This is a genomic window from Microbacterium sp. 1.5R (genome assembly GCF_001889265.1).
Classification (GTDB): Bacteria; Actinomycetota; Actinomycetes; order Actinomycetales; family Microbacteriaceae; genus Microbacterium.
On the sequence record NZ_CP018151.1, the window covers coordinates 110388 to 133720 of the forward strand.

General features: G+C 68.9%; 24 protein-coding genes. 10 read left to right on the plus strand and 14 right to left on the minus strand.

Annotated elements, in window-relative coordinates; translation table 11 throughout:
- The first annotated feature begins 22 nt into the window (after positions 1-22).
- Positions 23-946: an ABC transporter substrate-binding protein gene (locus BMW26_RS00570; protein ID WP_056275893.1), complete on the plus strand. Its 924-nt coding sequence runs from the start codon at positions 23-25 to the stop codon at positions 944-946.
- Positions 947-1013: 67 nt separating this feature from the next.
- On the opposite strand, the gene BMW26_RS00575 is transcribed toward BMW26_RS00570, so the two are convergent.
- Positions 1014-2291 carry an AI-2E family transporter gene (locus tag BMW26_RS00575; RefSeq protein ID WP_072590453.1) on the minus strand — a complete coding sequence of 426 codons (1278 nt, stop codon included), beginning with the start codon at positions 2289-2291 and terminating at the stop codon, positions 1014-1016.
- Between the two features lie 95 nt (positions 2292-2386).
- Here BMW26_RS00575 and BMW26_RS00580 point away from each other — a divergent pair, with 95 nt between their 5' ends.
- Both BMW26_RS00580 and BMW26_RS00585 read left to right on the plus strand, forming a co-directional pair.
- A complete protein-coding gene (locus BMW26_RS00580) occupies positions 2387-2686 on the plus strand; it encodes a chorismate mutase (RefSeq protein ID WP_053098343.1) in 300 nt (99 codons plus the stop codon).
- A gap of 138 nt (positions 2687-2824) precedes the next feature.
- Positions 2825-3991, plus strand: coding sequence for an ROK family protein (locus BMW26_RS00585; protein WP_053098344.1), 1167 nt, complete (start codon positions 2825-2827; stop codon positions 3989-3991).
- A 43-nt stretch (positions 3992-4034) separates the two neighbouring features.
- Here the strand turns inward: BMW26_RS00585 and BMW26_RS00590 are convergent, their stop codons facing one another.
- The gene (locus BMW26_RS00590) at positions 4035-4511 is read right to left on the minus strand and encodes a hypothetical protein (protein ID WP_072590454.1); all 477 of its coding nucleotides are present in this window, start codon (positions 4509-4511) and stop codon (positions 4035-4037) included.
- A gap of 112 nt (positions 4512-4623) precedes the next feature.
- On the opposite strand from BMW26_RS00590, the gene BMW26_RS00595 reads away from it, so the two are divergent.
- Positions 4624-5358, plus strand: a complete 735-nt coding sequence (locus tag BMW26_RS00595; RefSeq protein ID WP_072590455.1) for an SDR family NAD(P)-dependent oxidoreductase — start codon at positions 4624-4626, stop codon at positions 5356-5358.
- Between the two features lie 96 nt (positions 5359-5454).
- On the opposite strand, the gene BMW26_RS00600 is transcribed toward BMW26_RS00595, so the two are convergent.
- Genes BMW26_RS00600 through BMW26_RS00610 form a run of 3 tightly spaced genes read right to left on the minus strand, consistent with a single transcriptional unit; the run spans position 5455 to position 8627 of the window.
- Positions 5455-6375: a carbohydrate ABC transporter permease gene (locus BMW26_RS00600; RefSeq protein ID WP_171821966.1), complete on the minus strand. Its 921-nt coding sequence runs from the start codon at positions 6373-6375 to the stop codon at positions 5455-5457.
- A 2-nt stretch (positions 6376-6377) separates the two neighbouring features.
- Positions 6378-7352 (minus strand): carbohydrate ABC transporter permease, encoded by a 975-nt coding sequence (locus BMW26_RS00605; protein WP_053098347.1) that lies wholly within the window; start codon positions 7350-7352, stop codon positions 6378-6380.
- A 30-nt stretch (positions 7353-7382) separates the two neighbouring features.
- Positions 7383-8627, minus strand: coding sequence for an extracellular solute-binding protein (locus BMW26_RS00610; protein ID WP_056275906.1), 1245 nt, complete (start codon positions 8625-8627; stop codon positions 7383-7385).
- Between the two features lie 288 nt (positions 8628-8915).
- Between BMW26_RS00610 and BMW26_RS00615 the strand changes: the two genes are divergently transcribed.
- Genes BMW26_RS00615 through BMW26_RS00635 form a run of 5 tightly spaced genes read left to right on the plus strand, consistent with a single transcriptional unit; the run spans position 8916 to position 13423 of the window.
- Positions 8916-9812 (plus strand): SIS domain-containing protein, encoded by an 897-nt coding sequence (locus BMW26_RS00615; RefSeq protein ID WP_053098349.1) that lies wholly within the window; start codon positions 8916-8918, stop codon positions 9810-9812.
- 24 nt (positions 9813-9836) lie between these two features.
- A complete protein-coding gene (locus tag BMW26_RS00620; RefSeq protein WP_083569245.1) occupies positions 9837-10829 on the plus strand; it encodes an ROK family protein in 993 nt (330 codons plus the stop codon).
- The gene (locus BMW26_RS00625) at positions 10826-11767 is read left to right on the plus strand and encodes a 1-phosphofructokinase family hexose kinase (RefSeq protein ID WP_072590456.1); all 942 of its coding nucleotides are present in this window, start codon (positions 10826-10828) and stop codon (positions 11765-11767) included. The genes BMW26_RS00620 and BMW26_RS00625 overlap by 4 nt, the downstream gene beginning before the upstream one ends.
- Positions 11764-12618 (plus strand): class II fructose-bisphosphate aldolase, encoded by an 855-nt coding sequence (locus tag BMW26_RS00630; protein ID WP_072590457.1) that lies wholly within the window; start codon positions 11764-11766, stop codon positions 12616-12618. The genes BMW26_RS00625 and BMW26_RS00630 overlap by 4 nt, the downstream gene beginning before the upstream one ends.
- A gap of 28 nt (positions 12619-12646) precedes the next feature.
- Positions 12647-13423, plus strand: a complete 777-nt coding sequence (locus BMW26_RS00635) for a DeoR/GlpR family DNA-binding transcription regulator (protein ID WP_056275914.1) — start codon at positions 12647-12649, stop codon at positions 13421-13423.
- Positions 13424-13671: 248 nt separating this feature from the next.
- On the opposite strand, the gene BMW26_RS00640 is transcribed toward BMW26_RS00635, so the two are convergent.
- From BMW26_RS00640 to BMW26_RS00655, 4 genes are all read right to left on the minus strand, one after another.
- On the minus strand, positions 13672-16101 hold the full coding sequence (locus BMW26_RS00640; RefSeq protein WP_072590458.1) for a CHAT domain-containing protein: 2430 nt from the start codon (positions 16099-16101) through the stop codon (positions 13672-13674).
- A 61-nt stretch (positions 16102-16162) separates the two neighbouring features.
- Positions 16163-17737, minus strand: coding sequence for a S8 family peptidase (locus tag BMW26_RS00645; RefSeq protein WP_072590459.1), 1575 nt, complete (start codon positions 17735-17737; stop codon positions 16163-16165).
- 185 nt (positions 17738-17922) lie between these two features.
- Positions 17923-18405 carry a hypothetical protein gene (locus tag BMW26_RS00650; RefSeq protein ID WP_056275923.1) on the minus strand — a complete coding sequence of 161 codons (483 nt, stop codon included), beginning with the start codon at positions 18403-18405 and terminating at the stop codon, positions 17923-17925.
- Positions 18402-19028 (minus strand): RNA polymerase sigma factor, encoded by a 627-nt coding sequence (locus BMW26_RS00655; protein ID WP_230101089.1) that lies wholly within the window; start codon positions 19026-19028, stop codon positions 18402-18404. The genes BMW26_RS00650 and BMW26_RS00655 overlap by 4 nt, the downstream gene beginning before the upstream one ends.
- A 153-nt stretch (positions 19029-19181) precedes the next feature.
- On the opposite strand from BMW26_RS00655, the gene BMW26_RS00660 reads away from it, so the two are divergent.
- Positions 19182-19400, plus strand: a complete 219-nt coding sequence (locus BMW26_RS00660; RefSeq protein WP_222839149.1) for an SCO4848 family membrane protein — start codon at positions 19182-19184, stop codon at positions 19398-19400.
- Between the two features lie 3 nt (positions 19401-19403).
- Here the strand turns inward: BMW26_RS00660 and BMW26_RS00665 are convergent, their stop codons facing one another.
- The 5 genes from BMW26_RS00665 to BMW26_RS00685 form a co-directional block, all read right to left on the minus strand.
- A complete protein-coding gene (locus tag BMW26_RS00665) occupies positions 19404-19862 on the minus strand; it encodes a GyrI-like domain-containing protein (RefSeq protein WP_072590461.1) in 459 nt (152 codons plus the stop codon).
- 96 nt (positions 19863-19958) lie between these two features.
- Positions 19959-21095 carry an FUSC family protein gene (locus BMW26_RS00670; RefSeq protein ID WP_232224510.1) on the minus strand — a complete coding sequence of 379 codons (1137 nt, stop codon included), beginning with the start codon at positions 21093-21095 and terminating at the stop codon, positions 19959-19961.
- A gap of 158 nt (positions 21096-21253) precedes the next feature.
- On the minus strand, positions 21254-21940 hold the full coding sequence (locus tag BMW26_RS00675) for a hypothetical protein (protein ID WP_053098360.1): 687 nt from the start codon (positions 21938-21940) through the stop codon (positions 21254-21256).
- Positions 21940-22857: an ABC transporter ATP-binding protein gene (locus BMW26_RS00680; protein ID WP_056275931.1), complete on the minus strand. Its 918-nt coding sequence runs from the start codon at positions 22855-22857 to the stop codon at positions 21940-21942. Before BMW26_RS00680 ends, BMW26_RS00675 begins: the two co-directional genes overlap by 1 nt.
- Entirely contained in the window at positions 22854-23252 is a 399-nt protein-coding gene (locus tag BMW26_RS00685) for a GntR family transcriptional regulator (RefSeq protein ID WP_072590463.1), read from the minus strand. The genes BMW26_RS00680 and BMW26_RS00685 overlap by 4 nt, the downstream gene beginning before the upstream one ends.
- Positions 23253-23333 lie beyond the last annotated feature (81 nt).

The following is a 23333-nucleotide window of genomic DNA, read 5'->3' on the forward strand; positions in this document are numbered from 1 at the left end:
AGTTTCAGAAAAGAGGAAGTCAATGTTCACAGCACGAGGCAAGCGCTCTGTCTTCGCCGTCGGTCTTGTCGCCGCGGCTGCACTCGCCCTGTCCGCCTGCTCGTCGAGCAATCCGCTCGACGAGCCGTCCGACTCCGGTGAGAGCTCGGGCAGCGGCGACACGATCGTCGTCGGCTCGCAGGCGTACTACTCCAACGAGATCATCGCCGAGATCTACGCCCAGGCGCTCGAGGCCGCCGGCTTCGACGTCGAGAAGCAGCTCAGCATCGGCCAGCGTGACGCGTACATGCCGGATGTCGAGTCGGGTGACATCGACGTCTTCCCCGAGTACACGGGCAGCCTGCTCGAGTACATCTCGGATGACGAGGTCGACGTCACGAGCCCTGACGACGTCTACGCGGCGCTGCAGGAGGCCCTTCCCGAGAGCCTGACCGCTCTCGACTTCGCCGAGGCGACCGATCAGGACTCCTACACGGTGCTGAAGAGCTTCGCCGAGGAGAACGACCTGAAGACGATCGGCGACCTCTCGAAGGTGACCTCCGAGGTCACGATCGGTGCGGCTCCGGAGTTCGAGCAGCGTCCGTACAGCCCGGCCAAGGCTAAAGAGGTCTACGGCGTCGACCTGACGTTCTCGGCCACCGGCCCGACCACGCTCGAGTCGCTGCTCGCCGGGCAGATCCAGGTCGCCGACATCTACACCGCCGACCCGGCTTTCGAGACCGAGGAGATCGTCGCTCTCGAAGACCCCGAGAACCTGATCATCTCGTCGAACGTCGTGCCGATCGTCTCGAGCGACATCGCCGACGACGTCTCCGATGTCCTCAACGCCATCAGCGCCAAGCTGACCGGCGAGGAGCTCGTCGCCCTCAACGTGCTCAGCACGGTCGAGGAGCAGTCCTCCGCGGACATCGCGAAGAAGTGGCTCGCTGACAACGACCTCGTCTGACCTGAGTCGTCCTCACAGAAGTGCCCGGCCCTTCAGGGGGCCGGGCACTTCTGCGTCCAGGGACTGCCTAGACCCTGGCGTCCTGCCGGGGTATCAGCACCTGTTTGATCACGATGAGGATGGATGCCGCGACCGGCACCGCCACGAGAGCGCCGAGGAGGCCGAGCAGCGTGCCGCCGGCGAGGGCGCCGATCACGACGAGGGCACCCGGAACGGCGACGGCCTTGTTCATGACGCGCGGGGTGATGACGTAGGCCTCGATCTGCATGTACACGACGTAGATGAGAGCGAAGACGAGTGCTGCGATCGGGTCGCTGAACAGCGCGATGCCGGTGCCGATGATCCAGAAGATCACAGAGCCCACGAGCGGGATCAGGGTGATGCAAAAGGCGACCGTCGCCATCAGCGGTGGGAACGGCAGCCCGAGGAACACGTACAGCAGGAACGTGAGCACGGCGTTGCAGAACGCGAGCACGACCATTCCCATCACGTAGGCGCCCACGGAATCGGTGATCTGCTCGGTGATGTCGCTTGCGCGCGCGCGGTCACGTGCGGGAGCGAGGCGGAGCATCCCCGACTTAATCGACGGCAGCGTCGCGACGAAGTAGAGCGTGAGCACGAGCACCACGATGATGCCCGAGATGGCGTTGGCGATCGAGGCGCCGACCTGCAGCGCTCCTCCGCCGATCGCGGCGATGTTTCCCGGGTCGGTGAGGAACGTCTGCACATCCGCGACGAGGTCCTGGAACTGGTCGCCGAACTGGGCGTCGAGCGTCGCGTAGATGTCGCTGCGGGTGAACTCCTGGATCATCCCCGGCACCGACCTCACGAAGCTCGCGACCTGGTCGATCACGACCGGCAGCACCATCCACACGACGAGACCTGCCACGATCACGAGCCCGAGGATCGCGACGACCACCGAGATGGCGCGAGACAGCCCGCGCCGCTCGAGGAAGCGCACGGTGGGGTCGAGGCCGAGGGCGGCGAACAGTGCCAGGGCGATGTAGATGAGCACGGTCGACAGGTTCGCGACGGCCAGACCGAGCACGATGGCGGCGAGGCCGCCGATCGTCACCAGGAATCCGAACACGAAAGGCCGGTCGATGCGCGTCCAGAACGAGCGGCTCGGAGTCATCGGCTCGACGACCCCGTGATGAACTGCCGGCGACGTCTTCGGGGTGTGCGGGGAGATCGCCGGAACGGCGGTGTCTCCTGCGGGGGAGCTCGCGGACCCCGGGGTGTCGGCGGATGCTTCGGTGATCGACGCTGCGACGTCGGGTGCCGAGGAGGGTTCGGATGCGGCAGCAGACGCGCTCTTCGACGGGTCCTGCTCTTCTCGGCTCATGTGCTCACGATAGCGGCCGAGCGCGGGTCCATCCGGGAGGCATCCCCCCTTCAGGGTGGGGTCGTTCTGCCGCGTGTTTCCGTAGAGTAGGGGGCATGACCGCCGCCGAAGACCCCCGAGCTGAACTCCTCCGACTGCGTTCGAGCATCGACAACATCGACGCCGCACTCATCTTCATGCTCGCCGAGCGCTTCCGCGCCACGCAGCAGGTCGGTCAGCTCAAAGCCGAGCACGAGATGCCGGCATCCGATCCGGGTCGCGAGGAACAGCAGGTCGCGCGGCTCAAGGCACTCGCCGAGCAGGCGCATCTCGATCCGGAGTTCGCCGAGAAGTGGTTCAACTTCGTCGTGGCCGAAGTGATCCGCCATCACACCGAAGCCGCCGAAGGACGATGATCCGGCCTTCCGAGCGAGTGACAGTGTGTGCAGCACTCACTCGCCCGGGGACCGAACTAAGTTTATTGAATAAACTATGACCGAGGGTACGCAGAACCACCAGGTCTGTCAACTGATTCCTGCACCGGGACCGGCACCATGCTGAACGGCGATGACGCACTCGACACCCAGGCCTCGGTCCGCCGCGCGAACCTGCGCCGGGCGCTGCAGCTGGTCTTCCGCAACCCGGGCTCCGAGACCCGGGCGGGGATCGCCCGAGCCACCGGCCTGACTGCGGCGACGGCCTCGTCGCTGGTCGCCGAGCTCATCGAGCTGCAGCTGGTCGTCGACGGCGAGCAGGCCGCCAGCACGGGCGGCAAACGCGCGACCACGCTGAGCATCGAGGCCGAGCATCACGTCATCCTGGTGCTCGTGATCCGACCGACCGATGCGCGCATCGCTCTGGTCGCGCTCGACGGCACCGAGGTCGAGACGCGGCGAGTCGCGTTCTCCGATGAATCACGGGTGCGAATGCTCGACGCTGCGCTGACGGAGATCGCTGCCGAATACGCCGGACGGCTGCTTGTCGCGGGCGTGCAGCTTCCCGGAACGACAGACGGCCGCCGCGTGTTCGAGAGCGTGCAGCTCGGATGGACCGACGTGCCGCTCGCCGAGCGCTTCGAGCGCCTGCTCTCGGTTCCCGTCCTTCTCGTGAACGACGTGGATGCCGAGGCGATCGCCGAAGCGGCCCGAGAGGATGAGTCGTCCGGATACCGGCTGTTCATCCACATCGGCACCGGGATCGGTGCGGCGGTGACTCTCGACGGCGAACTCGCACCGGGCCCACGAGACCGCGCGGGCGAGATCGGTCACGTCCAGGTGCAGTTCGGCGAGGATGCGCGCGCGTGTCGCTGCGGACGCCAGGGATGCCTGGAATCGGCGTCGTCGATGACGGCGATGCTGGGCGACGACTTCGATGACGCCATGGATGACGAGGCGATCACCGCGCTGGCCGCGTCTGCCGATGAGGAGAAGCTGGCTGAGGGCGCACGCGCACTCGCGCGCACCATCAAGCTCATCGCCGCAGTGCTCGACGCGGCCGAGGTCGTGATCGGGGGGCCGGCGCGCGCGCTCGGAGACCCGTTCCTCGGCCTCGTGCAGGCGGAGATCGACTACACGGCGACGGGCACCGCGAACGTTCCGGTGCGTTTCGCGGATGCCGACGCGTCGATCTCGACGGGGGTCGCACAGGTGGCGCTGTCGAGCGCGCTCGGGGTCCGCTGGAGTCCCGCGCAGCTGCGCGCGGCATCCGTTCCGGCATCCTGATTCGCGGATCGGCAACGACGCATCGGAGGATGCGGGATCCCGCTCAGCGCGAGGCGATCCCGACGAGAGCGGCGACGAGCCCGGCGATCACCAGGACGACGATCGCGAGGATGTGCACCACCTTGCCCACGACGAGTATCGGCAGGTCGGGTCCGTCGTACGACGCGGGATTGAAGAGCGTGCCGCGTGCGCGGAAGCTCCAGCGCATGCCGAACCCGATGCGCCGCAGCGCGTGCGACGGTGCGGCGAACGTCTGCCCGCGCTCTTCGCGTGATGCCTTCCACGCAGCCTGCACGGCGTACCAGGCGATGACGAAGAACGGCATCGCGAGAGACACGGCCCAGGCGATGAGCGCGACGCCGATCACGGTGCCCATCCCGGGGTCGAGCTCACGGATGAAGAACAGCCCGAGAGCCGCGAGTCCGACGGCCACGGGCACCAGCACCACGCCCCACCCCCACCCGGGGTGAGCGTCTTCCGTCGGCCGCCTCTCGACGCGCCCCGCATCCTGCCAGGTCATGTGATCCCCCCGTCTCACCGCGCCGGATGGCGGAGTCGACCGTGCCAGAGTACCGGGAGCGGTTGACTCCTGTCGGTGGAGAGGATGCTGAGCATCGCGAGAGGATGGGGTCATGACACGCATCCTCGTCACGGGCTCCACCGACGGTCTCGGCCGCGCGACGGCCGCCGCACTTCTCGACCAGGGCCATCGGGTGATCGTCCACGCGCGCAGCGCGGATCGAGCAGCCGCCGTCTCATCGCTGACGGATCGCGGTGCCGATCTCGTCATCGCCGACCTCACGGATCGCCGCGCCGTCAGGGATGTCGCCGACGAGCTGAACGGGGGAGCGGAGGTCGACGCGGTCATCCACAACGCCGGTGTCATCTCGGGGTCCGGCATCCTGCCCGTCAACGTGGTCAGTCCCTACCTGCTCACCGCGCTGCTGCGCACGCCCACACGTCACGTCTACCTCAGCAGCGGGATGCATCGCGGCGGCTCGACCGATCTCACGGAGCTCGACTGGGACGGCTCGCGGACGACGGCCAGCTACTCCGACAGCAAGCTGTTCGTCACGGCTCTGTCGGCGGCGGTCGCCCGACGGTGGGCGCCTCGCGTCGCGGCCGACTCGGTCGATCCTGGATGGGTGCCGACGAAGATGGGCGGTGCCGGCGCCCCCGACGACTTCGATCTCGGGCATGAGACGCAGGAGCGCCTCGCGACCGAGCCGCGTCTCGACGTCACCGGCGGATACTGGTACCACGGCGAGCGGCGCACACCCCACCCGGCCGTCGACGACACATCCTTCCAGGAGCGGCTCCTCGCGGCCCTCGCTGACGCGACCGGGGTCGAGCTGCCTGCGCGGTAGGCGTCAGAGTCGAGGTTCCCGTCGCAGTTCGTGCCGCTCGCGGGTGCGCCCGGCGGCACGAACTGCGAACCGGACGCCCCGCGACGGGCCCGAGGTCTACTTGACGCTGCCGGCGGTCAGGCCGCCGACGAGGCGCTTCTCGATGAGCATGAACAGGATGACGACGGGCAGGATCGCGACGATCGAGACGCCGAACACGTACTGCCAGCTCGTCTCGTACTGACCGACGAACTTGGTCAATGCGACCGAGAGCGGCTGGTTCTTGTCGGTCGAGAGGATGACGAGCGATGCGGCGAACTCGTTCCAGCAGGCGACGAACGTGAAGACGATGGCCGTCACGATGCCCGGCCAGACGAGCGGCAGGTTGATCTTGAACAGCACGGTGAAGCGCCCCGCGCCGTCGATCTGGGCGGCCTCGTCGATCTCCTTCGGGATGCCCGCGAAGAACGAGTGCATGATCCACACCGCGAACGACAGGTTGAACGCGGCGTTGATGAAGATCATCGCCGCCCACGTGTCGCTGAGTCCGAGCACCGTGAACTGGCGGAACAGGCCCGAGGTGAGCACGGCCGGCTGCAGCATCTGCGTCACGATCACCAGGAACAGGAAGACCATGCGCCCGGGGAACTTGAAGCGGGCGGTGTAGTAGGCCGCGGGCAGCGAGACCAGCAGCACGAGCAGCGTCGCGAACACGGCGATGATGATCGTCGAGATGAGGTTGTAGGGCAGCGGCGTCTCGGGGGTCGACCACATCGAGATGTAGTTCTCCCAGTGCCACTCGATCGGCAGGTACGTCGGGTCGACCGAGCGGATCTGCGACTTCGTCTTCACGGAGCCGAAGAACATGATCAGGTACGGCAGCACGAAGATCGCGAGCACCAGGATGCCGGCTGCCATGCGCAGGATGACGCGGGGCAGCGTGACCTGGTCCTCGGTGTAGCGGCGCTTGCGTCCGGGGATGCGAGGGGCGGCGTCATCGCCCGCGGTGGTGACGAGGGCGGTCTCGGTCAGGGTCATGATCAGACCTCCTTCATGGGCTTGACGGCCTTGACGTAGATCGCGACGATCACGATCACGATGAGGAAGGCGACGACCGAGAGTGCGCTCGCGACGTCGACTTTCTTCTGCAGCTCGATGTACTTGAAGATCATCGTCATGATCGTGTCGGCGCCGTATCCGGGGATCGACCCGGTCATCACCTTGAGGATCGGCAGCGAGTTGAAGACGTTGATGATGTTGATGAGGATCGCGACGGCGAGGGCGCTGCGCAGCTGGGGCACGACGACCGTCCAGTAGGTGCGGGTCGCGCCGGCGCCGTCCATCTTCGCGGCCTCGAGGGTGTCAGCCGGAACCGTCTGGAGCCCCGCGAGGATCGTGTAGGTCGTGAACGGCAGCGAGACGAAGATCGCGATAACGATCGACCAGGCGAAGGCGGTGGCCGGGTTCTTGGTCCAGCCGTAGCCGACCGCGTCGTCTGCGAGCCCGATGTCGTAGAGGAACTTGTTGAAGACGCCGAAGTACGGCTCGAGGCTGTAGTAGAAGACCATCGTCGTCATCACGACGGATGCCGCCCACGGCACGATCACGGCCATGCGGACGATCTGGCGACCGGGGAAGGCCTTGTTGAGGATCTGCGCGAGCCCGAGCGAGATCATCACGGTGAAGGTCACCACCGCGACGACCCAGATGATCGTGCGGAACATGATCGGCCAGAACTCGGCGAACGTGAACACGGTCACGAAGTTGTCGAAGCCGACCGAGCCCTTGTCGAGGCCCGAGAGCGAGATGTCACGGGTGGAGTTGAAGAACATCACCCCGGCGGGGAACAGGACCACGCCGATGATGAGGAGCAGGGCGGGCGCGATCCAGGGCAGCGCCTGGAGCAGGTCCTTCCCTCCCGGCTTGCCGCGGGCGGCGCCCGATCGGCGGCCCGGGGTGCGGGGGCGGCCGGTGGCCGCCCCCGCGAGGTTCGAGGATTCTTTCGTCTGGCTCATGGGATACCCGAACCTCTCCGTCTGCGGGGCTCAGCCCGCGTCGACCTGTGCCTGGATCTCGGCCAGGACGTCCTGGGCCGGCTTCGACTGCAGCTGGCCGAACAGCGACTTGAAGGCGCCGTCGGTGGCCGACCACTTCTCATTCGTCGACGGGTAGAACTGCGCGTCGGGCAGGACCTCGAGGAACGGGGCGAGCGCCTCCTCACCGGCGAGCTGCTCGGCACCGGACTTGGTGACGGGCAGGAAGCCCTCTGCCTGCACCCACGGCACGTACACGTCTGCCGAGTAGTAGTAGTCGAAGAAGGCGGTGATCGCCTCCTGCTTGTCGCCGTCGTTCTGGAAGGCCATCAGCTGGTCCATGACGCCGAGGGTGAAGGGCGAACCGTCCTTCGTCGGGATCGGGACGATCGAGTAGTCGAGCTCGGGGTTGCCCTCTTCGATCTGGCCGACCGTCGGCGGCAGGCCGACCTGCATGCCGATCTTGCCCTGGATGAAGATGTCCATCAGGGGCGAGCGCTGCGTCGAGCCGGGGTCGGCCTGCGTCGCACCGGCGTCGATCATCTTCTTGATCTGCTCGGCACCTTCGAGGTTCTCGGGGGTGTCGATCGTGATCTCGGACGCGTCGCCGAACGATCCGCCGCCGCCCCACAGCCACACGGCCGCTTCGGCCTGAGCCTCTTCGGAGCCGAGGGGCATGCCGTAGCCGGCCACGCCGCCACCGAGTGCCGACACCTTGGTCGCAGCGTCGAGCAGCTCGTCCCAGGTCGTCGGAGCCTCGACGCCGGCCTGCTCGAGCAGCGCGTTGTTGACGAAAAGCGCACGGGCCGATGCGATCAGCGGCAGGGCGTAGGCCGTGCCGTCGACCTCGGCGTTCGCGAGGAACGCGTCCTGGAAGTCGGAGTAGGTCTCCTCCGAGACGACGTCTTCGACCGGGTAGAGCAGTTCGTCGCCGACGAATCCGGCGAACGGACCGCCGTTGTAGATGTCGGGAGCCTCGCCGGCCTGGATCTTGGTGGAGACGACCTTCTCGAGGTTGTCCCATGACTGCACCTCGAGGTCGACCGTGATGTCAGGGTTCTCCTTCTCGAAACCCTCGATCACGTCTTCCCACAGGCCCTTGGTGGCGTCGGAGTAGCTGGGGACCAGAAGGTTGAGCGTCGTCTCGCCCTCGGCGTCTCCGCCGCCTCCTGTCGAGCCGCCGAACCCGCACGAAGCGAGCGTGAGCGTGGCGGTGGCCGCAAGAGCGACAGCACCGAATCGCAGTGACTTCTTCATGTGTATTGCATTCCTCACTGTGTAGGTGGTGCACAGTCGCAAGCACAGCACGCGACGATGCGTGTGATCGCCTCCCCCGGTGGCGGGACGATCGGTTCAAGCCGGGTCGGCTCGAGGAACCCTCCATGGACCGGATCTCCGGAGGGGCGGTGGAACTTGTTCGATTATTTGTCAGGAGAATAAACAAATCAAGAGGAACCTTGCAACGATTCCTAATGTCGACATACTATGATCGAATAAGCCGCTAAACAATCACAAACTTGCAACATCTGGTCCGGAGGGCCCGACATGACCGAACTTCTGCCCGGCGCACACATGCGCGAAGAACTGAATTCGCAGCCTGAGACCTGGGCCCGCGCGGCGGATCTCCGCGACGCGCAGGCGCTGCTCCCGGCATCCGGAGCCCGCATCGCCGTCGTCGGCTGCGGAACCTCGTGGTTCATGGCGCAGTCCTACGCGTTCCTCCGCGAGACCGCGGGCCAGGGCGAGACCGATGCGTTCGCCGCATCCGAGTCGTTCGTCGACCGCGGCTACGACGCGGTCGTCGCACTGACGCGTTCGGGCACGACGACCGAGGTGCTCGAGCTGGTCGAGCGCATCAAGGGCCGCGTTCCCACGATCGGCGTGATCGGCGACGAGACATCGCCGCTCGTCTCGCTCGTCGACGACGCCGTGCTGCTGCCCTTCGCCGATGAGAAGTCGGTGGTGCAGACCCGCTTCGCGACCACGGCCCTGGCACTCTTCCGTGCCTCGCTGGGTGAGGACCTCACCGCGGCGATCGCGGATGCGGCCGCCGTGCTCACGGCGGACTACGACGACGAGCTCCGCGACGCCGAGCAGTACTCGTTCCTCGGCCGTGGGTGGACGGTCGGCCTCGCGCACGAGGCCGCGCTGAAGATGCGCGAGTCGTCGCAGTCGTGGACCGAGTCGTACCCGTCGATGGAGTACCGCCACGGTCCGATCGCGATCGCCGCCCCCGGCCGCGTCACCTGGCAGTTCGGCGAGGCGCCCGAAGGCCTGGCCGCGCAGGTCGAGGCCACCGGGGCCCGCTTCGTGCAGCATCCGGTCGACCCGCTCGCCGACCTCGTGCGCCTGCACCGCGTCGCCCTCGACAGGGCCGTCGCCCGCGGGCTCGACCCCGACCAGCCGCGCAACCTCACGCGATCCGTCATCCTGGATGCATGACCCGACCCATCAGCGGAGCGATCGATGACCAGCACTGAGGATGCCGCGAGCATCGCCGACGTCGTGAGCGACGCGTCGGGCGAGCGGCTCGCCGCCGCGCGCCCGCTCGGTCACGGCGCGCCGGTGCTGGCGTTCGACGTGGGCGGCACCGACATCAAGTCGGCGCTGTTCGATGCCGACGGCACGGCTCTCGGCCTCCGCCGCACGCCGACCCCCGTCGCCGAGGGCGACCGCACGGAGGTGCTGATCGAGCGCCTGGGCGTGCTCGCCGCCGAACTGCGGGCCGACCACCCCGATGTCGTGCCGCAGGCGGCAGGACTCGTGGTGCCGGGGATCGTCGACGCGGAGGCCGGCCTCGGCGTCTTCGCGAGCAATCTCGGCTGGCGGAACTCGCCGCTGCGCGACCTCGCGTCGGAGAAGCTCGGTCTGCCCGTCGCGTTCGATCACGACGTGCGGGCGGCGAGCTGGGCCGAGCACCGCCTCGGCGGCGCCCGCGCCTACTCGAATTCCGTCGTGCTGGTCATCGGCACGGGCATCGCGGGCGCCCTGTTGGTGGGTGGCGAGCCGTACACCGCCGGCGGCTACGCGGGCGAGATCGGCCACTCGCCGATCGCCGACGGACCGGTGTGCGCGTGCGGTGCGCGCGGGTGCCTCGAGGTCGTCGCGTCTGCCGGCGCCATCGCTCGCCGCTATCACGAGGCGACCGGAATCAGCCCTGACGGCGCGAAGGACGTGATCGCCCGCGCGGCGGCCGGCGACCGCGTCGCCTCCGAGATCTGGGACTCGGCGCTCGACGCTCTCGCCCTGTCCCTCGCGCAGCTCACCGCCGTCATCGCCCCCGAGGCGATCGTGATCGGTGGCGGACTCTCCCGCGCCGGGGGAGCGCTCTTCGACGAGCTGCGGGCACGACTGGCGGAGCGTCTGAGCTTCCATCGCCTTCCTGAGCTCGTGCCGGCGGAGCTGTCGGGCAATGCCGGCATCCTGGGCGCGGCGCTGCGCGCGAGGGAGCTGGCATGATCCTCACCGTCACCCCGAACCCCGCGCTCGACCTCACCTGGCACGTCGAGCGACTGACCCTCGGCGAGACCCACCGAGCGGATGCCGGTGCGGTGCGTGCCGGCGGCAAAGGCCTGAACGTCGCCCGGGTCGCCCACGCGCAGGGCGCCTCGGTGCTCGCCGTGTCGACGGCAGGCGGTCGCAGCGGTGTCGAGCTCGCCGCAGAGCTCGGGGCCAGCGGCGTGCCCCATCGCCTGGTCCCCGTGGTCGGAGCGACACGGCAGAGCATCGCGCTGGTCGACGAGACCCTCGGCGAAACGACGATCGTGAACGAGCGGGGCGTGAACCCCTCCGACCCCGAGTGGGCTGCGATGCTGGGCGAGGTCGTCGATGCCCTTCCCGGCGCGCGCGTGCTCGTGGTCTCGGGCAGCCTGCCGCCCGGTGCTCCTGAGACGCTGCTTCCGCTGCTGATCGGCACGGCGCGGGACGCCGGTGTGCCCGTGATCGTCGACACCTCGGGTGCGGCTCTCCTGCACGCGGCGGATGCCGGAGCATCCGTGCTCAAGCCCAACGCCGCCGAGCTCGTCGAGGCGACCGGCATCACCGACCCGGTCGGCGGTGCCCGCTCGCTGATCGAGCGCGGTGTCGATCTCGTGCTGCTGTCACTCGGCGCCGAGGGCATGCTCGCCGTCACGGCCTCCGACGTGCTGCATGCGCGCCTCGATGCCCCGCTGGCCGGCAACCCGACCGGTGCGGGCGACGCGGGAGTGGCCGCGTGCGCGGTGCTCTATGCCGACGGCGTCCGTGATCCCGAGACCGTTCTGCGACGCGCCACCGCGTGGTCGGCCGCCGCTGTGCTCATGCCGCTCGCCGGCGAGATCTCCGACGACTGGGCGGCGCTCGAGGAGCGCCTCGTCGTCACACCCTACGATTCCCCCGTTCGAGAGGACCCTCTGTGACCCTGGTCTCCGCCCGAGAGCTCGTGACGGATGCCGCAGCCCGCGGCACCGGCATCGGCGCCTTCAACGTGATCCACCTCGAGACCGCCGAGGGGCTCGTACGCGCCTCTGCCGACGCCGGACTGCCGGTGATCCTGCAGATCTCGCAGAACTGCGCCGACTACCACGGCGGCCTCGAGCCGATCGCTCTGGCGACGCTCGCCGTCGCGCGGCGCGCGCAGACCCCGGTCGCGGTGCACCTGGATCACGCCGAGCGCCCCGAGCTCGTCGACGAGGCCATCGCGCTGGGTTTCGGCTCGGTCATGTTCGACGGCGGTGCGCTGCCGTACGACGAGAACGTGGCGCTGACCGCTGCCGTCGCCGAGCGGGCGCACGCGGCAGGCGTCTACGTCGAGGGCGAGCTGGGCGAGGTCGGCGGCAAGGACGGCGCCCACGCACCGGGCGTGCGCACCGACCCCGACGAGGCGCGGGCGTTCGTGACCGCGACCGGCGTCGATGCACTCGCCGTCGCGGTGGGCTCGTCGCACGCCATGACGGACCGCACGGCATCCCTCGACCTCGCTCTCATCGCACGCCTGCGCGAAGCCCTCCCCGTTCCCCTGGTGCTGCACGGATCATCGGGAGTCTCGGACGCCGTGATCGCCGACGCCGTGCGCGCGGGCATGACGAAGATCAACGTCTCGACGCACCTGAACGGGTTCTTCACCCGCGCGATCCGCGCGACCCTCGACACCGATGAGAGGCTCGTCGACTCGCGCAAGTACCTCACCCCTGCGCGCGATGCGCTCGCCGGGGAGGCGGCGCGGATGCTGCGCCTGTTCGCCCTCGAGTCCACCGAGGTGGCGGGGTGAGTCACGCGATGCCGGGCAGGATGGTGACATGAAGCGCGCCGCCCGACTGAACGCGATCCTCGACCTGCTGGCCGCGGACGGCGAGGTGAACGTCGACGAACTCGTCGAGCGCTTCGGAGCCTCGGCCGCCACCACGCGCCGTGATCTCGACTCGCTCGCCGAGCAGCGTCTGCTCACACGCACCCACGGCGGGGCGGTCGCCCACTCGGTCGCCTACGAGCTGCCGATCCGCTATAAGAGCCACCAGCGCTCGCAGCAGAAGGAGAGCATCGCCCAGGCCGCCGCCGCCCTCGTGGCGCCGGGCATGGTCGTCGGGCTCTCGGGCGGAACCACGACCACCGCCATCGCCGCAGCGCTCGCCGCTCGGGACGATCTCGCCGCGGGCCCGGGCATCACGGTCGTCACCAACGCCGTGAACATCGCCGCCCAGCTCGCCACCCGACCCGACATCAAGGTCGTCGTGACCGGCGGGGTGATCCACTCGCGCAGCTACGAGCTGGTGGGTCCGTTCGTCGAGCAGCTGCTGCGCGGAGTGCGACTCGACATCGCCTTCATCGGGGTCAACGGGATGGATGCCGCGGCCGGCGCCACCACGCAGGACGAACGCGAGGCAGCCGTCAACCGCATGATGGCCGAGCGCGCCCGCCGAGCCGTGGTCGTCACCGACAGCAGCAAGATCGGCACCGTGGCGTTCGCGGCCGTCGGCGGCCCGGAGCTGTTCCCCGTTCTCCTGACCGACGACGGTTCCGACGACGCCTCGCTCGCCGCGTTCCGCGACGCGGGGTACGAGGTCATGACGGCCTGATCTGCCGATCAGTCCTCGGACCTCACAAGCAACGCGGTGCCGGACTCCTGGTGGGGATGCCGCGACCCCTCTCGCGACATCCCCGGAGTAGATGGTGTCCTGTCGTCCCCTCACACTCCCCAGTGCACGAGGGTTTCCCCAGTTCGACTGCGCCTCCCTCGCGCTTCGTTTCCGAAGCCCTTCGCTGGCACCTTCTGGAGATAAGGAGCGGGTCACCGATGTTCTGATACATCGACTGGAGAAAAGTTTCAGAGTCCGCTTCCGTGGCACTGGAAAGGCGCGCTGAGGCCTGTGGATTCGGATGCCGCGGCCAGCGCGTCCGCGGGTCTGGCACCGGTGGCCAGCTCGGAGTGCACGGCCCCGAGCAGCTCGCAGGCGACGTCGTCGGCGACCACGACAGGGGCGGCGATGACGCAGCCGGTGCCGGCGTGCAGCCAGACGCGCGTCATGCCCAGCGCCTCCTCGCCCCAGCGCACCGACGAGCGGCCGAGTTCGCACGCCGAGAGCACGACGGTCTCGGGCGGGCGCGAGATCAGGTCGACGTCGTACCCGAACAGGGTGCCGTCGACGAGTTCGAACCCTGAGAACAGCGGGTTGTCGACCGCATGACGACCGTGGGCGGCGATGTGCAGCACGTCGACCTGCTCGGCGAGCTCGGTGACGGCACTGACCCGCGCGCTGTCGCCGGTCAGCATCCTGGCGCCTGCCCACGCTGCGGCGGCCCGGCGCACCTCCTCTTCGGCGCGCGCGACGCGGGGGCCGGTCGCGAAACCTGCCCGGGAGGCCTGTGGCGGGCGGCGATCGGAGCCGCCGAGCAGGCGAGACACCGACGTCGCGATGGTGAACGGAGTTCCGCGCATTCCCGGGAGCATCGCCCACGGGATGCCGCCCAGGATGCCGGGCACCGTCAGGGCCAGACGTGCCGCTCCTCCCGACGCCGCGCGCGCCGGTGCCAGGAGGGCCTCGTCGAGTCGTCGCAGTCTGTCGTCGAGCGAACGCGCCACGACGTGCGCCATCGGCCCGCCGTGGGTCAGAGCCGCCACGTCGAGGTCGGCGCGGAGTCCGTCGAGCGCGGCCTCGATGCGCGGCAGCGCCAGCTCGACGATCGACGAGCCGGATGTCGTCACGACGACGCACAGCAGCTCCTCGCGCGTGAAGACGTAGGCGAGGATCGCTGTGTCCTCGTCGAGTCGCGCTCGGGTCTCGGAGAGACCCAGGCGTTCGTGGCTCTCGCCGACGCCGGTCGACGACCACTGGCGGTCACGTACTCGATCCCGCAGCTCGCGCACCCGGGCATCCGTCGTCCAGTCCGACCCCGCGAGGTCGGCGCGCAGCATCCGCAGCTCGGCGAGGTCGGCCGACAGTTCGGCATCGTGCGGCGGGCGCACCGGTGCGACCTGCTGGCTGAGATGCCTGGCACGCTCGGACCACTCGAACAGCACCTCGGGATCGCGCGATCGCGCGGCCGCGGCGAGACCGGCGAACATCAGCTCGGTGCCGTGCATGGCCACCGACGCCTGCAGGTCGAGCGCTCCGAACGACTGCTGCCACGTGGTGAGCAGGTCGAGCCCCTCGGCGGCGGCCCGGCGAGCATCGGCATCCCTGCCCCGTGCGGCGGCACGCACCGCACGCACCTCGTGCGCGCGCAGACGCAGCGGCGTCGGGGCGTCAGGGGTGAGTCGGGGCAGGCGACCTCCGTCGGCCAGCCGAGCGGTAAGTGACACCGCAGCCGCTTCGGTGCGGAATCCTCCCCGGGTGAGCGCGTCCACCGTGCGAGAGAAGTCCTCGGCGGCCGGCGGCTTCTGAGGTCGGGTTCGCAGCTGCGCCTCCAGCCGCACCGCGTCGGCGCGGGCGGCCCAGCTCGCGCTTCCCAGGGTGGCGAAGCGACGGGATGCGGTCGCCGCGGCACGCTCGGCCGACGAGGCGTCGTGCCGCAGCAGCGATCGGGCGAGATGGAACTCGGCCTCACCTCGCGCCTGCCGCATCCGCTGTGCGCCGAATCGCACCGCGACCGTGCCGAGCAGTTCTTCGGCCTCGGTCGTGAGGCCGGCATCGCGCAGCACCTCGGCCCGATCGAGGTCGCTGATCGCGGCGGCGAGGTCGCTGGTCGCGGCGAGGATCGGACGCGATCGGGTCATCAGCCCGAGTGCGGTGACGAGGTCGCCGCCGAGCAGCGCGGCGTAGCCGAGATTGTGGCGCGCTTCGGCCAGCGGCTCCTCGGCCCCGTGGGCCTCATAGGCCGCGATGGCCCGCTGCAGATCGGCCGTGCAGGCGTCGAGCCGGTGCCTCTGCATACTGACGATCGACCGGCTCATCAGGCAGTTGGCGCTCTCGATCGAGCCCTCGTCGAGGCCGTCTATCGCCCTGGTGAGGAACAGGTCGGCGTCGTCGAGCCGTCCGCCGTGCATGAGCAACGTGCCGAGTTGGCCGTTCGCGAGGGCGACTGTCTCGTCGCTGAGGCCCGGCCGTGACAGCGCTTCGCGCGACAGTCGCTCGGCTTCCACCGGCTGGCCCGTCTGAGCGAGCACGTAGGCCATGGTCCCGTCGATGCGGGCACGCAGATCGGCGTCGTCCGTGCGCGCCGATGCGGCGGTCAGCGCACGCCGCGCCTGGGCGAACCGTCGGGAGTTGGCTGCGTCGACGCCGCGCTGATGCAGCTCGAGAGCAGACAGGGGCATTGCACCAGAATGCCGGTATGTCTGGCCTCAGGGAAGGTGTGCTGTGATCCGACGCGCGCGGCTACCCTCCCGTCACGGGTGAAGGCAGGGTTTTGAGCACGGCGGAGACGGCCTTGGCCGCAGCATCCGCCGTGACGCCCTGTGCCGGCACGGAGCCCCACTGTGCCGCGATGCGCCCCGCGACATACGGAGCCGCGAACGACGTGCCGCTCCAGATCGAGAAGCCTCCGCGGTAGTCGTCCGGGTCGATCGTCTCGCGCCGCAGTCCGTCGACGTCCGCTCTGGTCGTCGCCTGCTCGCCTCCGACGAAGGCCGGTGACGTGCTCACGACGGCGGCGCCGGGGGCGTAGACCTGCACCCAGGGGCCGACGTTCGAGAACAGCGCGACCGACCGGCCCGACGGATTGAGAGCCCCGACCGACACATGCGGCGCAGCGTGATCACGGGAGATGCCGTTGTCGGCACCGGGCCACGGCCACAGCGATGCCGGGAACGACGGTCGGTCGATCGCGTCGTTGCCCGCCGAGCACACCACCACGCATCCCAGCTCTCGCGCCGCGGTGAGCAGCGCGTCGAGGGTCCGGCTGAACTGACCGTCGACCGGGGTCTCGTGGTAGTACCCGAGCGACAGGTTGAGCACGTCGATCGGATGCCCGGTCGACGGGTCCTCGCGGTGTCGCCGCAGCAGCTCGACGACCTGCGCGACGGTCGTCAGGAAGCTGCTCTCGTCGATCACGCCCAGTGCGCCGGCCATGCGGATCGACAGGATGTCGGCATCCGGCGCCGTCTGGCGGATGATGCCCGCGATGAACGTGCCGTGCCCGGCGACGGCGTCGATCTCGCCGTCGAGCTGCCCGTAGAGATCCGGATAGACCTCGGGGTCTGCGTCGTCGGTGAGTCCGATCGGCATGCCGTCGATCTCGATGTGCCGGGTGACGATGTCGTCCGGCAGCCAGTCGTGCGCACCGCATCCCGTGTCGAGCACCGCCACCACCGGACGTCGGCCGCGCTTCGGGTCCGCCGTGCGCCGGGGAGCCGGTCCGAGCCAGGTCACCGGCTGGCGCGCGCCGCGCCCGGGCTCGAGGTAGTCGTCGCTGCCTCCGGCCCCTCCGCCCGCGCCGCGCACCGGGTTGGTGCGGCTGAACGGGTTGGTGCGGCTGAAGGGATTCGTTCGGCTGAACGGGTTGAGTCCGACGGGGTCGATCGACAGCACATGCTCGAGGCTGGTTCGCGGCATCGACGTGCCGGAGCTGCGCCGCGCGCGCTGCAGCACGCGCCAGGCGTCCGGCGGCACCGGGGACTCGCCGCGGGTCGGCTCGTCGGGAGTGGTCAGGCGAGCGCGCAGGAACCCCGGCACGCCGGGGACCAGCGGATCAGCCGCGCGCAGAGCATCCGGCGAATCGATCTCGAGCATCCAGCCGAACGAGCCGGCTGCATCGCGCAACTCGCGGATCTCCTCGTCGTACTCCTCCTGACCGTTCTCCTGATCCTGCGTGATCAGCAGCCGCTCCTGCAGATACGCGGTGGGGAACGCCCTGACGCCCTCGACGGGTTCGACCGACGGGTCCAGCGCCGTCCCCCGTCTGATCGATCCCTCGGCCCGGTCCTGCCAGCTCCACCCCTTGGGCTGCTCCATCGTCGATCCTCTCCTCGCGGGCGGACCCGCGTCCTCTGCGGGATGAGCCCGCGTCCTGTGCGGGGGACCCCGCGGTGTGTGCGGGTCGGCCCGCTTCCGGTGAGTGAGGTCCTGCATGGTGCGGGAGTCGCCCAGCGGTGGTGTGCACGGGTCGCCCCGTCATGCGCGGGTCGCCCCGCGGTGGATCACAACTCGAACTGCGGCGTCGACAGGGTGCGCTCCTGGTCGCCGACCGTGGTGCTCAGGCGCACGCGGGTCAATCCGTCGGGCACGTCGTCGAACAGGAAGCGGCCGGTGTCGTTCGCGGTCGTCGTGCGGATGCTCTCGCCCTGAGCCAGTTCGATCGCACCCGAGATCGAGTCGACCCAGCCGTCGACCCGGTGCGCACCGCTCGCCGTGCGCGTGACGTGCAGCAGGATGCTGGTCGTGCCGTCGCTGAACTGCAGGGTGAGCGCGTCGGCGTCGCCGCGAACGGCTCCGAGCGGTTCCTCGATGAGGGTGAGCAGCGCGTACTCCTCCGACAGCCCCTCGGCTGCCACAGCCGCGATCATGCGGTCGATGAGGGCGGCCGGCATCGGATCGACGTCACGCCAGAGCGAACGCAGCTGCGCGAACAGCTCGGCATCCTCATGGTTGTCGCCGCCGTTGGCGCGATCGTTCTCGCTCATGAGCTGCCCTCCGTTCGTGGTGTCGGTGCGTCGAGCAGCTCGCGCAGCTTCGCGAGGCAGCGCTGGCGGGTGGGGCCGATGCTGCCGACCGGCATCGCGAGATCGGCGGCGAGGCGGGCGTAGTCCGGTCGCTCCTCGAAGGCGATCACTCGCAGCAGTCGCTGGCATCGGTCGGCGAGGAGGCGAACCGCTGCCCACAGCCGTCGCTTCTCGTCGCCGACGGTGGCGTGGTGCTCGGCCGACTGCTGCGTGGGAAGCAGTGCGTCGAGAGCATCCGACTCGGTCGTGTCGACCCTGTTCTGGGCCTTCCCGGCACGCCAGGCCTCGCGGCGAGCGGTGGTCGTCAGCCAGGCCGACACGGCTTTCGGATCACTGATCGAGCGGTGCCCGCGAACCAGCTGCAGCCACGTGGTCTGGACGACGTCTTCGGCCAGTGTGCGGTCGAGTCCGTAGGCGCGCACGACATGCCAGAGCACAGGCGTCATCAGCCGCACGAGGTCGTCCATCGCGCGGCTCTCGCCGTCCCGCCATGCGTCGAAGAACTCGGCGGCACGCCTCCAGCGTGCTGCTCCGTCGTCCGGTGCAGGATCGAGGGCGGCGCCGTCGGGTGCGCCGTCGATCATGAGTCCCATTGTGATCACACCGGTAAGGAGCACGGCAAGAGGCTCCTGATACATGGACTCGGTATGTTTTTTCGGGGTTCTGGCGGGATTCCGTCCCGGGGAGACGGATGCCGGGTGTCCGGCGACTCGTGCCGCGGGCGTTAGCGTGGAGTGGTGATCGCTCTCGCCGTCGTGCTCTTCCTCAACGCCGCCTTCAACGTGCTGGTGTGGCCCCGTTTCTACAAGCGCGTCGCGACCGACCCGCGGGCACGGGATGCCGACGGCAAGGCGACGGCGTTCCTCAAGGTGCACGCCGTGCTGATCGCGATCGCCCTGGTGCTCGCGCTCGTCTCGGTGATCGTCGGCATCGCGGCGCTCGCCGGAGCGCTCTGACGATCAGCTGCGGGCGACCGGCTGCTGGAGCTCGGTGATCCAGTCGGCCTGATCTTCGGACTCCGACTGCAGATAGACCTCACGGCAGGCACCCTGCGCCGTCGCCCCCTGCGCGGCGATCGCCTGGTTCAGCGCATGCCAGCTGTCATCGATCGTCGCCATGGTGCCGAGGTGCGTGGCGGTGAACGCATCGTCGACGGCGGGAAGCTCGACGATGACGAGGCCGTCGATCGCCGGCCCGTCATAGGTGAAGCCGACCGTGATGCGCACGCCGTGCTTGTTCATGTCGTACTCCGCGATCGGGAGCCCCGGCTCTCCGCCCGACGCGACGATCGCATCGGCCACCTGATCGAACAGCGGACCCACCACCCCCGCGACCTCGGGCTGTGAGGCGACGCTCTGGGTCAGCGCCGCGAGGCGGACGTAGGGAAGGGGCTTCTCGGTGATCTGCTCGGCGGACATCGTCGTCTCCTCAGGTCGTGGGTGCGTGCCGCCGATCCTACGCAGGGGCACGGACATCGGCTACCGTCGTCGATCCTGGTCGCTCGTCGGATCCGACTATCCCGCCTCGTCGTCCGACTCGTCCTCGTCTTCGTCCTCGTCGCGGTGGCCGCTGAGGATCAGGATGCGCCGCAGGTGCATGGCCGCGAGCACTCCCGGCCCCATCGAGCGGCGGGCGTCGATGGTCCGGTCGTCGACGGTCTCGAGCAGCAGCCTCACGGCGCGCGCGGCCTCACCCCTGACCCGGTGATCCTCGGGCGACAGGGGATCCTCTTGGGCGATCACCTCGGCGACGGCATGGCACGCGTTCGACAGCGGTTCGGGCAGCGCCGCGTCGAGCACCAGAGCCCCTGGGCGATCCCAGATGGTGTCGGCGATCTCGTCCGAGATGTCGCGGATCAGATGCGCGATCCTGTCGAGCCGGGCGAGCTCGGCGTGGATGTGTCGCGTCTCCCCCCGTCGTCCCAGCGCCCGTGGGTTGCCTCGCCGGCTGTCGTCGGCCTCCGACAGGGCCGTGCGCAGCTCCGCCGTCGTGTCGGCGAGTGAGGCCGCATCATCGGCCCACTGCTGGTGCTCGGGCGGCCATGACTCCGAGACCGCCGACCCGATGTCGTGCAGGTGCTCGCTCAGCTGCGTGCGGAACGCGTCGACCTTGGCCGCGGCGGCGAGGGTCAGCGGCGCCGGCGCGATCACCAGGTTGACGAGGAGTCCGACGACGACGCCGACCGCCGTCTGCACCAGGTACCCGATCGAGTAGTCGTCAGCATTCTGGCCGCCGATGATCAGCACGAAGAGCGCGGCCATGGGCACGTACTCGCGGCCGACGCCGAACCACCCCGTTCCCGAGACCAGCACGCCGATGCCGACCACGGCCGGGATGGTCCACCACGTCGGGCCGACGGTGAGCACGACGATCGCTGCCAGCCCGATGCCGGTGGCGAGTCCGAGCAGGGTCTGCAGCCCCGACCGCACCGACCCCATCAGCGTGGGATACATGCTCACGAGGGCGCCGAGCGGCGCGTAGTACGGGTACTCGTCGGTGACGCCGGGCATGTGCGGGGCGATCAGCCACGCGAGTCCGACAGCCAGAGCGGTCTTGGCCACGAGCAGCAGCCGGGCCGGGTCGACCGCCTCGCGCAGTGAGCGCACGATGCCGGGACGGCGCGCGCGCATTCGTGTCCTGATGTTCGTCACGGCATCCTCTCGTCATCCTCCCCGAAGGGTGACGCTAGCCGCTCGGCATCCGTTCACGCATGTGCTTGCGTCCGGCGGCGAGGGCGAGTAGCGGTCGCGACGCGTCGACGCCGGCCGCCCCTCTTCGGAGCGACCGGCGTCGAGTGATCAGCGGGCGATCAGGGGATGGCCCGGCGGAACGCGAGGAACGAGATGCCCGCCAGCACCGCGGTCACGACGAGACCCCACAGTGCGAGACCGAGAGCTCCGGCGTCGAGGATGCCCCGCCACACCTCGTCCCACAGCTCGAGCCTCGTCGCGAGGAACGCGAGACCCACGAGCACGAGACCGAGCCCGACGCCCGCGATCGTGAGCACGGTGGGTCCCCAGCTCTTGTAGATCGTCGCACCGGTGAAGCCGACCACGAACAGGAACAGGGCGAGCGTGAAGTAGACGGTGAACGCTCCGAGCGGACCCGCCTCCCACAGCCACGGCAGGTAGAACACGTAGCCGTTCACGCCGTAGCCGTTCGTCAGCGTCTCGATTCCGCCGCCGATCAGGAAGACGACGCCCATGAGCGCACTGCCGAGGATCGCGGTGAGCAGCGTGCCGAAGAAGAAATCGCGCCGCGTGATGCTCATCGCCTGCGAGAACGGGAAGGTGAGTGTCATGGCCGAGAGGCCGATCGCGAAGAAGTACCAGAGCGGAGCCTGGCCGCCACCGCCGTACTTGGGGGTGTCGACGGGGATCATCGCGTAGATCAGCACCGAGATCACGACCGCGGAGCCGAGGATGATCAGCGGCACCCAGATGAACGTCTGACGGTTGATGAGCTGCAGACGGATGACGTTGAGTGTGCGTCGCATCAGCGCACCTCCTCTTTCGCGACGGAGGCCCTGGTGGCTGCGCCCGCCTCGGCCTTCTGGGTGAGACGGACGATCAGCTGCTGCAGCGACACCGGAGCCAGATCGAGACCGGATGCCGTGAGCTCGGCGCGCTCGGCGGCCGACAGCGCCCCGAGCACGGTGACGGATGCCACTCGGCCGAGCGCCTCGCGGTGCAGGACCTCACGGTCTGCCGCCCACGCGTCGACCTTGACCGCATCGCCGACCACGGTGACGGCGCGGTCGCGCACGGCATCCGTGTCTTCGTTGAGGAGGATCTTGCCGTTGTCGATCACGATGACCTTCTCGATGAGGTTCGAGACCTCGTCGATCAGGTGCGACGAGAGGACGATCGTGCGCGGATGCTCGGCGTAGTCCTCGAGCAGGCGGTCGTAGAAGATCTGCCTGGCGACCGCGTCGAGCCCCAGGTACGGTTCGTCGAAGAAGGTGAGCTCGGCGCGCGACGCCAGGCCGATGATGACCCCGACGGCCGAGAGCTGTCCGCGGGAGAGCTTCTTGATGGTCTGCTTCATCGGCAGCTGGAACTGCTCGATGAGCTCGTCGGCCAGCTCCTGGTTCCAGTTGCGGAAGAACAGGCTCGCCGCCTTGAACGCGTGACGCGGGTAGGCGTCATCCGGATACTTCTGGCTCTCGCGCACGAAGCAGATCCGGTTGAGGACGTGCGTGTTCTCGTAGGGGTGCTCGCCGAAGACGCGCACGGTGCCGGACGACTCGAAGTTCTGCGCGGTCAGGATCGACATGAGCGTGGTCTTGCCCGCGCCGTTGCGGCCGAGCAGTCCGTAGATCGCGCCGCCCTCGAGGCTGAGCGACACGTCGTCGAGCGCGTTCTTCTCCTTGTAGTGCTTGGTGAGGTTCTGGACCTCGATGACGGCGGTCATGCGGTGGTCTTCCCTTCTGTCTGGTCGTTCTGCTGTGTCTGGGTCGCGCGCTCGTGCAGCAGCGCGACGAGGTCGTCGGAGCCGAGGCCCAGTGTGCGGGCCTCCGCGATGAGCGGTTCGATGTAGCGGTCGGCGAATGCGGCACGGCGCTCGCCGAGCAGCAGATCCTTCGCCCCGGCGGCGACGAACATGCCGATGCCGCGGCGCTTGTAGAGCACTCCCTTGTCGGTGAGCATGGCGACTCCCTTCGCTGCCGTCGCGGGGTTGATCCGGTAGAAGCCGGCGAGCTCGTTCGTCGAGGGCGCCTGCGATTCCTCCTCGAGAGAGCCGTCGAGGATCGAGTCCTCGATCTGCTCGGCGATCTGGAGGAAGAGCGGCTTGCCTTCTTCGATCACGAGTCCTCCGCTGGTTGGTGGGTTAGTTACTAGAGTAGGTAACCACTGAACCGCGGGTGTGTCAACAGTTGTTTCAGGCAG

Coding starts and splice junctions, on each gene's coding strand:
- BMW26_RS00570 (WP_056275893.1), top strand. CDS start 23: ATGTTCACAGCACGAGGCAAGCGCTCTGTCTTCGCCGTCGGTCTTGTC.
- BMW26_RS00575 (WP_072590453.1), bottom strand. CDS start 2,291: ATGAGCCGAGAAGAGCAGGACCCGTCGAAGAGCGCGTCTGCTGCCGCA.
- BMW26_RS00580 (WP_053098343.1), top strand. CDS start 2,387: ATGACCGCCGCCGAAGACCCCCGAGCTGAACTCCTCCGACTGCGTTCG.
- BMW26_RS00585 (WP_053098344.1), top strand. CDS start 2,825: ATGCTGAACGGCGATGACGCACTCGACACCCAGGCCTCGGTCCGCCGC.
- BMW26_RS00590 (WP_072590454.1), bottom strand. CDS start 4,511: ATGACCTGGCAGGATGCGGGGCGCGTCGAGAGGCGGCCGACGGAAGAC.
- BMW26_RS00595 (WP_072590455.1), top strand. CDS start 4,624: ATGACACGCATCCTCGTCACGGGCTCCACCGACGGTCTCGGCCGCGCG.
- BMW26_RS00600 (WP_171821966.1), bottom strand. CDS start 6,375: ATGACCCTGACCGAGACCGCCCTCGTCACCACCGCGGGCGATGACGCC.
- BMW26_RS00605 (WP_053098347.1), bottom strand. CDS start 7,352: ATGAGCCAGACGAAAGAATCCTCGAACCTCGCGGGGGCGGCCACCGGC.
- BMW26_RS00610 (WP_056275906.1), bottom strand. CDS start 8,627: ATGAAGAAGTCACTGCGATTCGGTGCTGTCGCTCTTGCGGCCACCGCC.
- BMW26_RS00615 (WP_053098349.1), top strand. CDS start 8,916: ATGACCGAACTTCTGCCCGGCGCACACATGCGCGAAGAACTGAATTCG.
- BMW26_RS00620 (WP_083569245.1), top strand. CDS start 9,837: ATGACCAGCACTGAGGATGCCGCGAGCATCGCCGACGTCGTGAGCGAC.
- BMW26_RS00625 (WP_072590456.1), top strand. CDS start 10,826: ATGATCCTCACCGTCACCCCGAACCCCGCGCTCGACCTCACCTGGCAC.
- BMW26_RS00635 (WP_056275914.1), top strand. CDS start 12,647: ATGAAGCGCGCCGCCCGACTGAACGCGATCCTCGACCTGCTGGCCGCG.
- BMW26_RS00640 (WP_072590458.1), bottom strand. CDS start 16,101: ATGCCCCTGTCTGCTCTCGAGCTGCATCAGCGCGGCGTCGACGCAGCC.
- BMW26_RS00645 (WP_072590459.1), bottom strand. CDS start 17,737: ATGGAGCAGCCCAAGGGGTGGAGCTGGCAGGACCGGGCCGAGGGATCG.
- BMW26_RS00650 (WP_056275923.1), bottom strand. CDS start 18,405: ATGAGCGAGAACGATCGCGCCAACGGCGGCGACAACCATGAGGATGCC.
- BMW26_RS00655 (WP_230101089.1), bottom strand. CDS start 19,028: ATGATCGACGGCGCACCCGACGGCGCCGCCCTCGATCCTGCACCGGAC.
- BMW26_RS00665 (WP_072590461.1), bottom strand. CDS start 19,862: ATGTCCGCCGAGCAGATCACCGAGAAGCCCCTTCCCTACGTCCGCCTC.
- BMW26_RS00675 (WP_053098360.1), bottom strand. CDS start 21,940: ATGCGACGCACACTCAACGTCATCCGTCTGCAGCTCATCAACCGTCAG.
- BMW26_RS00680 (WP_056275931.1), bottom strand. CDS start 22,857: ATGACCGCCGTCATCGAGGTCCAGAACCTCACCAAGCACTACAAGGAG.